Raw genomic sequence first — 10300 nt, 5'->3', positions numbered from 1 at the left:
TCACTCATTGAAGTACTTACTGATTCAGAGTCACTCAATGATGTACTTACTGATTCGGAATCACTTAATGATGTACTTGCTGACTCAGAGTCGCTTAATGATGTACTTACTGATTCAGAGTCACTTAATAACGTACTTGTCGACTCAGAATCACTTACTGATGTACTTGTCGATTCAGAATCTGATGTGGATTCGCTTAACGAATCAATGGTTGACGTCGATTGCGACTCACTAGTTGAAGTCGATTCACTCATTGATTCAGAAGTTTCCTGATCAATAACGTGAACATAGACAGTTTTAGAAACCACTTGGTTACTTGTTGGATCAGTTAAAGTGATAACAACTGGATAATCACCAACTTTTGACCAAGTAACATTAAGGGTGCTGATTACTGTGTTGCCAGCAATAGCAAGTGGATTCCCCTTGGCATCAGTTACGCTGTCCACATAATCCGATGGCGATACCAAATAATCATTAATTAAAGTTGTCGCGTCATGTGCGTTGATCTTCGGCAACAAATTCTCATCAGTTGTTTGGGCAATGTTTAAAGTCCCAGTCATGGTCATTAACATTGCAACAGTTGGTACGGCATTAGTATTCCAGAACGTTGAGCTTTGATTACTCTTAAGCTGATCAATTAAGTTCTGAGCACCAGCGGCTGTTAAATGATAAGTATATTTTCCAACCTTGATATCGTCCTGATCAACTGTCAGCCAACTCTTATCAATTTTAACTGTTGTGCCAGTAACACCAGTATTCCAACTTGGCACAAAATTAATGTCGTTTAATTGTTCACTGGCATTTTCACCATTATAAGTACCGTTTTGAGTGCCAAGGCTATTTGCGTAATTAAAATCGGCAACTTGGGCGTAAGTAAATGCCACCGCATTAGTTGTCGCTGCATTAGCAATGACAACCGGATTAGTAGAAGTTACACTCCAGCCAGCCGTTGGTGTTGGTGCTGTTACGGTAGCTTTTTGATTAACTAAGGTATTTACGGTCGTATTATTAGCGGCAGCCATGGTAGTGGTTGTAAAGGCAGTTGCATCCTTAGCAACAGCACTGGTATTCAACGTGATCGTTGCTAAGTTGACTTTATAACCATCAGTGAAGGCACGTCCCCGATAATGAGTATTGTTACCTAAAACCGCATCAGCTACTTCAGAAGAAGCATCAGCCTGATAATTATGACCATTATATGAACCAGCATCTTCAACATTAGGAATCAAGCCATTACTTGATTCATCGTAATGCTTTTTGGCCAAAGCTTTACCATCATTGAAGGCTTGCGAAGCAACTGCTAATTCTTCGGCATAGACTTGTTGATAAACATCTTGGGCAACCGTCGTTAAATAAGCAACGTTGGCTGCGCCATCCGCTGCAGTGGTCCCATTACCAGCAGTACCATTATTCTTGACAAACAGGCCAACATTATCATTGGCAGTCCCACCAGTAGTAACACTATTTATCTGTGCTGTCGTTAATGGATTAGTCGTAGTTGTTAAGTCGCCACTCATTTGATCATGTACTAAGTTATCCGCTAAAATCATAGCTTTATAAGCGGCATTAGTTAAACCGAGAGCCCGCCGAATACCAGCATAATCACTAACAGTATAAGTTGCTTTAGTGGCATGAGAATCAGCACTATTTGTATAAGTGTAGTTAGCTTGCTTGTCAGTAATATCTTTCATATAAGCCGTATAGCCTAAACCGGGATTCGTCTTATAATCAGCTAGGGCAGCCGTAATAGCATTATATTCAGCATTGTACATATCAAGAATAACCTGCTGAGCACCAACGCTATTACGAGTGTAGTTGGTTAATGCGTTAGATGAGTTATAGACATGAGTTGCACCAGTTAACACTTCAGCTGCTTCATCAGAAGTAATCAAATTATTTGCTAATAACTGATTAACAATTTGTGTCACATTAGTCTTTTGAGTGCCACCGAGTGAATCTCTAGCGGCCATCGACATGACGTTACCAATAATCTTCTGAGCCCAAGCATAACCAGCGGCTTGTGATTTGTCAGAAAGGTAATCACCAGAAGTAGCGGCAATATTACCTGGATTTGTATCTGAATAACCCTTAATAGAAGCATAAGGTGAGCTCGCAATCGGCGTGCCACCATATGTATCATCATCAGTACCATAGACATATCCTGTCTCCAGAATACCTTGAATTGCCTTGTTAAAGCCTGTGGACCAATTATCTTCAATGGCTGTTAAGGCGTTATCTTTGATTGCTTTATAAACACTCTGCAAGAAATCAGTCTTCAGCAAAGGCTGTAAACCAACAGCGTTTACTAAATTAGTGATATTCCCGTTTAAGGCAACGGCTTCACTTAATGTCTCAGGCACATAGTCAGTATCATTAATTGCCCCACCAATTGACCGAATATCGCCCAGTGCTTGATGGCCGATACCATTAATTAAGGTTGGTGCAATTAATTTAATATAAAAGTTAACGGCAGTAACTGTTTTAGTAACGCTGTCGTTGGCAATATTATCACTGGCGCCAGTATAACCTAAAACTTTACTAGAATAAGTTGGTGCGCTAAGAATTGAAGCTAACCATTGACTACCAGCAGTTCCTAAAACGTTCCCTGTACTCCAAACATCACCGGCAGTTAACTGAGTAGCATCATAAGTTTGTTGATTGATCAGGTTATTGGCCGTTGCAGGATCTTGGGCCTTGGCTTCAATCTGAGCCAACCAATCATTTAAACCACGAGCAAAGTCGCGAATATAGTCGGCGTAACCTTGGTTATAATCCTTTTGAGAATGGGTAACATCAGACGTAACAATCCCAAAAAGTCCATTTGTTTTGGTCGTTACTTGATACAAGCCATTTGCATCTAAGGCAGTTGTGGTTGTCGTATCAATAAGTGTCGAAGTTTTTCCAGCTTTTGCCAGGGTCCAATTACTGTCTTTCCATAATGGCTGGCCATAATTATCAGTTGCTTGTAGCGAGCTATTGCTGGCATATAAATTCAATAAGTCAGTTAACTTCTGGACATTGGTCGTAATCGTGCTGGTACCAAATAACTTGGTCATCGCGTCTAGGCCATTGACACTAATCAAAGACGTAATGCTATCCAAATCATTCATGGCCGCCGTCTTACCACTTTGGTAATCGCTAGCGTTAGTTGTGTACACACCTGGCGTTGACAATGGATTATCAGCTGCAACACTAGTCGTTTCAGCAACGGCAGCCATTGCAGCAACTCTAGCAGTAGGTTTAGCTGTCTGTTGTTGTGTTGTTAAATCAGCACTAGATGTTGATCCAGACTGACTAGCACTAGTGCTCTCGCTGCTAGCTTGGCTAGTACTCTGCGAAACACTAGTACTAGTTGCAGCACTAGCTGATTCACTTTGACTTTGAACAGCCAAAACGGATGCACTTTCAGATAAGCTTGTTTGTAAACTGGTTGATTCACTAGTTTGCTGTGAATCACTTGTGACTAAGCTATTTGATTGACTAATTGAGTCACTATTACTTACGGAAGTTGATTCACTGGCTGTGCTCACTTGCGAATCGGCTTGGGAAGTTGCGGGTATGGTACCCGTATCTTTGGTGGCCGCAACATCATCTTGTGTAACCTCTTTGGCAGCACCGGTTGTCGAGACAGAAGCCTTTACCGGGGCCGCGCCAATCATACCAATGCCAAATAGCCCACCGAAGGTTGTTATCCCTGCGACGAGCCATTGTTTACCTGCTTTATACATTTTAAAGTGCTTCTTGCTGTTTGCTTCATACAGCTCAGAAGCCCTGCGTTGATTTAAACCTCTCATATAAAAATCACCCCAATGATTTTTATGCATCAATGACATCCCCCCGGATAGTCTTGATGCATTATGCACGATATTATAATAGCACAACAATTTAAAAAAATGTATTAAATATTAAGAAAACAGTTAATAATTAAATATTGTATAAGTATATCGCTAATAGATTGGGTTATTATATACTCGCTAAATCGACTTTTCCTGAAAGAAACTAATAAAAATGTGAGTCTTTTGTTTGCTCTAATTGTGAATTCATCAATTTTAAAAACAAAAAAATAGTAGTTAGGATAACTCCTAACTACTAAAAATTACAATTATGCTATTAAAACAATTAATTTAAGCCAAAAATATTCGTTTTTACTCGATAATTTTCGCTTTATCAAGATTAATGTTTCTTAATGCCAATGAATTGTAAGCATTACGATCCATTTGAACTTCTTGGATGTATTTAATATCATCATTCAAAATTCCTAAAAGATTACCACGCACTTCATCCTGATCATCAAATGGCGGCTCTGATAGTCGCAAAATGTTGTGTGATTTCGTATAACGCAGTGCGGTCATTTCACCACCCATGTAGCAGACAGTCACTTCATCAAAAGGTGTCAATACTTCGGCGACCTGGCGAGCAACAAACTCGCTCAAATTGTCGTAGTGCTGCAGAATTTCCTGGGTTTCTGGATTCTCAATCGTAATGTAATTGATCACGTTATCGAAATAATAGTAACGAATCACCGGCTGACCAGCTAAGTTCAAAAATTGAAATTCTTGTGGCTTGCCTTCGTCGTAGAGCAACTTAGTAAATTGAAAGCCATCAGTTGAATACTCTTCAGCAAAATCGACACTACCATCAGGATTAAGATAATCAATTTCTTTTACCGCGCGATTTGTTTCAGGATACAATTTCATTTCGCCAATCGGTTCACCATAATATTCAAGCGTGATATAACCATCAGCATTAACCATAATATTAGTGCCTGTTGGGACTGGTGCCTGATTAAAATACAAATATTGCCCAGGATGATAAGTGCGCTTAGTAATATGATCGAACAGATTCATTGATTTCTGAATCCCCTCGTGTTGCATAATCCCAGCAAAGTTAGGTGCTGATCCGACTGACAAAAGATTCAGCTTGTCGGCTTGTAGGACCGCTTTTTCTTGTTGCCAAAAATCAGTATTGATATGGACGTTATTAACTAACTCATAATGCATTGATCAATTCACTCCAATCTGCGGCAATCACATGATCATGATAGCGCTGAATCGACTTTTGGGTGTTGGCTTGTAGTACACCATAGTCAGCAGCCAACAACCGCTTTAAGGCAAGATACAATTGTTGCACACTATAATCAGCATCATCACGTTTAAAATCTGCTAAAAAGCCATTTTGACCTTCGTGGATCAATTCTTGTGCACCAAAGCGAGCATTATAGGTCACCACCGGCAGCCCAGCGTTCAACGCTTCAATGTAGGTCAGGCCAAAGCCCTCCGAATAGGAGCCGGAAATAAAGGCATCATATTGCGGATATTCTTGCGTTAAATTAGCCGAATGCCCCTTTAAACTGATATAAGCGCCGGCTTGAGCCTCGCTAATTGTTTGTTTAATACGACTATCTTCACCACCAGCACCATAAATATCAAACTGTAGTTCAACACCATCGTCATCATGTAACTTAGCCAAGGCCTTGACGATGAGGTCGATATGCTTTTCAGCGGCTAAGCGTGAGGCAGTTATGAATTTAACTGGCCGACCAAGTGTCGCCTTTTTAACGATCTTGGGATGATCATCGACGCCGCCAACCGGAATCGTCACAAATTGTTGTTCGTGACCAGGAAAGTCAATCAACATATCCTGCCGTTGCAGTTCAGTTGCCACCACAACGCGATCAACCGACGCTAAATGCGTGAGTAAGTATTCATTGTAATTATTAAATAATGGATGCTGGGGATCACGCCGATTACTTAGTTGATCAGCATGAATCACATCGACCAGCTTCGCATTTGGTAAGCGCCGATTGAAAAGTGCGACTTCCGCATCAATTGAACGATCAATCAGATAAACATTTTTCTCCTGAAAGGCGGCATTAACGCGTTCGAAGAAATAACGCATTAATTGCATCCCATTTGGGAAAAACAAGTGCGCCCCTGCTGCTTGATCATACAAATGAACGTTACGAATAATTTCCTTACGGTGCTGATCATCATAAAAAGTGAATTTCACTTTGAGCTTGCCAGTATTCCGATCATAAATTTCCACATGATTAGTACTGACTAATAACACATTGCTCTGTTGATGTTTATTTTTATGTTTGACCAGATGATCAACAACATGCATGCCGCTATCAGTGTACGTATCACGTTTACGGTGGGTGTTGGTCGAATCAATAACTAGCTTCGTACTTGCCGGGAAGAATTTCTGAACGCCGTGGTGTAAATAATTCTCACCTAGGGTAAAGTACTCCCACATATTAATAACCTGATCATTCTTTAATCCCCAACGATCCATCGGCTTATGTAGATCGCGATTCAAGCGATAAAACAAATAGCGATATGGCATCCCTACCTGTTCCAGAACTTTAGCACGATAAAATTCAGCGTGTTCAACGCCGGAATTCCCCATGCCAATTGTGCCATCAATAAAAAATATCATGTTAATGACCTCCTAAATAATTTTGTATCGTGTCAATTAACCCCAATAATTTCACACGAGTCATGAATAAGACTTAATCAAAAATCCGATAACGGTTTTTATTCCAAAGCGAACGCACTTGATCCCCAACGTTACTACAAATCCCGACTAAAATCATTACCGAGCCAAGTAACGCCGAATAGTTCGCTGCTGGCGGATAATACAGTCCGATAATCAGCGGACCCACACCAATCAAGATGATAATCAAATTACCAACAAATGATAGCAAGTTAAAATGATGAACGATATAGCGCTCAGTTTCTTCACCAGGGTAAACGCCGACGATATAATCGCCACTTTCCTTTAAATCCTTGGCTAATTTCGTTGGCTGGATATTCATATATCCGAACGCATAACTCAGCAACAATAGAATCACACCATACGACAAAACACCTTGAGGCGTATTGCGCGAGAACCAGGTAGTCAGAAAATGCTGCCAAGCAGTCGTTGGTCCCAATGTGGGATTAATAAAGTATTGTGGTAGTTTAAATAAACTCCCTGAAAACATGAACGGCATCCCGCCGGCAGTTAACAATTTAATCGGCAAATATGAATCAGGATGACTGCCTTCAAGCATGGGCCGTTCCACTGGTATTCGTAATTCGGCGGCATTAATAATCACGATGAAAATTAAATAGACCAAGACAATGGCGGCGGCAATCTCTAATGACCGCGTGGTTAGTTTCACGCGAACGGCATCAGTTCCGCCAAACCCATTTTGAAGCGCATTAGGCACGCCACGAACAATTCCGGGAATGATCAAAGCCGTTGTGTTACCAATCCCACGGCTAGCATTTAAATCAGCTAACCAAGTCACGAAAATTGCGCCGGCAACCAGAATCAACAGTACCACCGGGAAAGCAATATTAATGGTGGTCCCCCACAGGTAGAATGGTTTGATCGCATCACGAATGTAATAGACCAATTGGAATGCCTGCACAATCGCCAAAACAATGGTAATTGAATACTTCCAAAAACTTAATTGATGCGGTGTTAAGCGTGAAACCTTCTCATCACCAATCACTTGAACTGCCTGCCAAATGATCATGCTACTCATAAACGGTCCTAATCCCACCGAAAAAAGCGTTGGCATTTGATAATTACTACCAGTCATATTGGCAAATAATTGCATAAAGGTAACATTGCCCAAAGCATCTTGGGCATCGGTCAAATCAATTCCCGGCAAAGGAATCGTCTGCCCTAAAGTGAAGACCGCCAGAATAAATGCTGTCCAACCCAAACCAGTTATTAATTCACGGTAACGATGCACTTAATCCCACCTGCCTTTCAAACTACTTGATCAACTCTATTTGGTTCTCACTACTAATTAACTGGTAGGCGCCTCTGAGTATCTCAACCATAAATCAGTTTATGGGTAAATAACCTCAATCGTGCCATTCTCGTTAAATTGAAACTGCGATAACAACAAATTGCGAACTGCCTGTTGCGCAAATAACTGTTTCATCTTTTCAAATGCAGCACGACCATCTTTTAAGTATTCAAGTAGCGGGTCATGTTGCGCCGTCCCTAAGTTGGCCGCAATCTGTTCTAGTTGCTTCAACATATCAACTTGTTCGATCCAAGCGTTATCAAGCGCCTTAAGCAAACACATCCGCTCAAAATAAATTTGTTGGTCGGCCATTTTGAGCTGAGCACATTGCTGCTGAAAGCGGTCGGTCATCAATTTCTTTAACAGTTGCTGCGTGGTCGCAACCGAAGTCGCCTGCCAATCAGTACTGAGAATATCTGTAACAATCGCTTGGTTATCAATATTATTTAGAATATAGTCTCCCAGCTGCGAACGAGTTACGTCGGCGCCAGTAGCGAAAGCATTCGCCGCTTTGTCAAACACACTATTTAATTCGCGGTCAACTGAAGGGGCAACCATAATCCGTTTCCGGGTGGCATAAATATTATCCCGTTGCACCCGCATTATTTCTGCGTATTGCAGCGTATGAAAGCGGGTTTCGCGATCACCTTTCTCCGCATGATGTTGGGCCTGATTAATCAGACGCTTAAACTTACGCCGGGTGATTGGCAAGTCTTCTGTTGACGCGGACTGACTGTGACGACGAAGTTTACGTCGATATTTCCGTAACCATTTAGGACCATTTTCCAATAATATCGGGTCTTCAACCGAAACAAAAAACACGCTTGCTCCAGGAGAACCTTGGCGGCCAGCACGACCACGTAATTGGTTATCAACCCGAACACTTTTCATTCTTTCCGTGCCTACAACTAATAGGCCACCTAGTTCAGGCACGCCTTTTCCCAGAGAAATGTCCGTTCCGCGACCAGCCATTGAAGTGGCCACTGTCACAGCATTCAACTGACCGGCATCTTTAACAATTAATGCTTCCTTCGCGGCACTATGAGCATTCAACAAGTTATGGGGAATCTGTTCGCGCAATAAAATTCGTGAAAAAAGGTCAGACAAGGAAACTGAGCCGGTTTCAATCAAGATTGGTCGACCTTTATCATGCTCCTGCTTGATTAAAGCAACGGCGCTGTCTAATTTAGCCTCAGTGGTTGTAAATAGCCGGTCAGGTTGATCAATTCGCAATGATGGTTTGTTAGTCGGAATCCGAACCACATCCAAGCGATACGTTTCTTGGAATTCGGCTGCATCAGTCATTGCCGTCCCGGTCATGCCACACAAATGGCTAAACATCCTAAATAAATTTTGGAACGTGATTGAAGCCATCGTTCGCGTTTGACTACTGATTTTAACATGCTCTTTTGCTTCCAGAGCCTGATGTAACCCAGCCTCCAAACGCATCCCTTTTAATTTGCGGCCGTTAGCCAAATCCAGTAATGAAACCCCATCTTCATCGACCATATAATCACGATCACGAATTAAAATCTGATGTGCGCGCAAAGCCAATAACAGATGACGATACAATTGGCGCTGAGGTTTAGTCAGCAAGCCAGTAATACCTAAATAATGTTCAATATCTGTAATCCCCGTGGGCGTGAACCAAACTTTCTTATGATCAGGACTTCTTTCAAAGTCGGTCTCCTCTTCCAATAATTGGACCACTTGATCAGCGAGACCAAACAAATTTGATTGTACTCGCGGTACGCCTGAAATAATTAATGGCATCGAAGCTGAGTCCAGCAACACAGCATCAACTTCATCAATCAAAGCAAAGCGAAAACCTTGTAAGAATTCTTCAGCCGCTGTTCCTGCCAAATTATCCATTAAATAATCGAAGCCCAAAGTCGAGTTGGTTGTGTAAACAATGTCAGCTTGATAAATCTTATGTAAGTCACGATCATCTGAGCTCTCACCATAAGCTGGCACGCCAGATTGCACGTTTAATCCTAGCCACTGATAGACTCGACCCATTTCATGGGCATCACGATCAGCCAAGTATTCATTAGCTGTCACTAGAAAATTACCCGGTCCAGTTAGACCATTTAAATACATGGGCATCGTGGCGGTTAAGGTCTTGCCTTCACCGGTTCGCATTTCGGCAACGTTACCGTCCTGCATGACTAACGCACCTAAGACTTGAACATCAAACGGAAACATCCCTAAAACGCGCTGATCCGCTTCGCGAACCACCGCAAATGCTGCAATTTTAATTGAATTAAGTGATTTCCCGGCCTGTAATTGTTCGCGAAACAACTTGGTCTGCGCTCTTAATTGTTCATCAGACATTGCCCGATATTTTGACGCCAAGGCATTAACAGCTCGAAGCTGACGTAAATATCGCTGGGGCACCCGTGAGCGTGAAAACAACATAGCAGCATCCCCCCAAGGACTCATTTGTTTTCCCCAATGTATTGATTTTCACGTGAAAACATAGCTATAATTATA

Annotated in this window: 5 protein-coding genes; all 5 read right to left on the bottom strand. The window is 41.8% G+C overall.

What is annotated here, in order from left to right; genetic code table 11:
* Nucleotides 1–3824 (bottom strand): KxYKxGKxW signal peptide domain-containing protein (locus tag EKM82_RS09880; protein ID WP_164508229.1); only part of this gene is annotated, 3824 nt, incomplete at its 3' end.
* Between the two features lie 321 nt (nucleotides 3825–4145).
* On the bottom strand, nucleotides 4146–5000 hold the full coding sequence (locus tag EKM82_RS09875; protein WP_125768749.1) for a hypothetical protein: 855 nt from the start codon (nucleotides 4998–5000) through the stop codon (nucleotides 4146–4148).
* On the bottom strand, nucleotides 4990–6438 hold the full coding sequence (locus tag EKM82_RS09870; protein WP_125768746.1) for a glycosyltransferase: 1449 nt from the start codon (nucleotides 6436–6438) through the stop codon (nucleotides 4990–4992). The genes EKM82_RS09875 and EKM82_RS09870 overlap by 11 nt, the downstream gene beginning before the upstream one ends.
* Nucleotides 6439–6511: 73 nt before the next feature.
* Complete coding sequence (secY2, locus tag EKM82_RS09865) at nucleotides 6512–7747, bottom strand: accessory Sec system protein translocase subunit SecY2 (protein ID WP_125768743.1); 1236 nt, start codon at nucleotides 7745–7747, stop codon at nucleotides 6512–6514.
* Between the two features lie 99 nt (nucleotides 7748–7846).
* Nucleotides 7847–10249, bottom strand: a complete 2403-nt coding sequence (gene secA2, locus EKM82_RS09860) for an accessory Sec system translocase SecA2 (protein ID WP_225419717.1) — start codon at nucleotides 10247–10249, stop codon at nucleotides 7847–7849.
* Nucleotides 10250–10300 lie beyond the last annotated feature (51 nt).

Origin of the sequence: Lapidilactobacillus wuchangensis, from assembly GCF_003946645.1 — a bacterium.
In the GTDB taxonomy this organism is placed as follows: Bacteria; Bacillota; Bacilli; order Lactobacillales; family Lactobacillaceae; genus Lapidilactobacillus; species Lapidilactobacillus wuchangensis.
The sequence above is the reverse complement of the archived record's forward strand: the minus strand, read 5'-3'. Positions and strand labels throughout refer to the sequence as shown.

Excerpts from the sequence above, each read along its gene's own strand:
- EKM82_RS09875 (WP_125768749.1), bottom strand. The coding sequence starts at position 5,000 with ATGCATTATGAGTTAGTTAATAACGTCCATATCAATACTGATTTTTGG.
- EKM82_RS09870 (WP_125768746.1), bottom strand. The coding sequence starts at position 6,438 with ATGATATTTTTTATTGATGGCACAATTGGCATGGGGAATTCCGGCGTT.
- secA2 (WP_225419717.1), bottom strand. The coding sequence starts at position 10,249 with ATGAGTCCTTGGGGGGATGCTGCTATGTTGTTTTCACGCTCACGGGTG.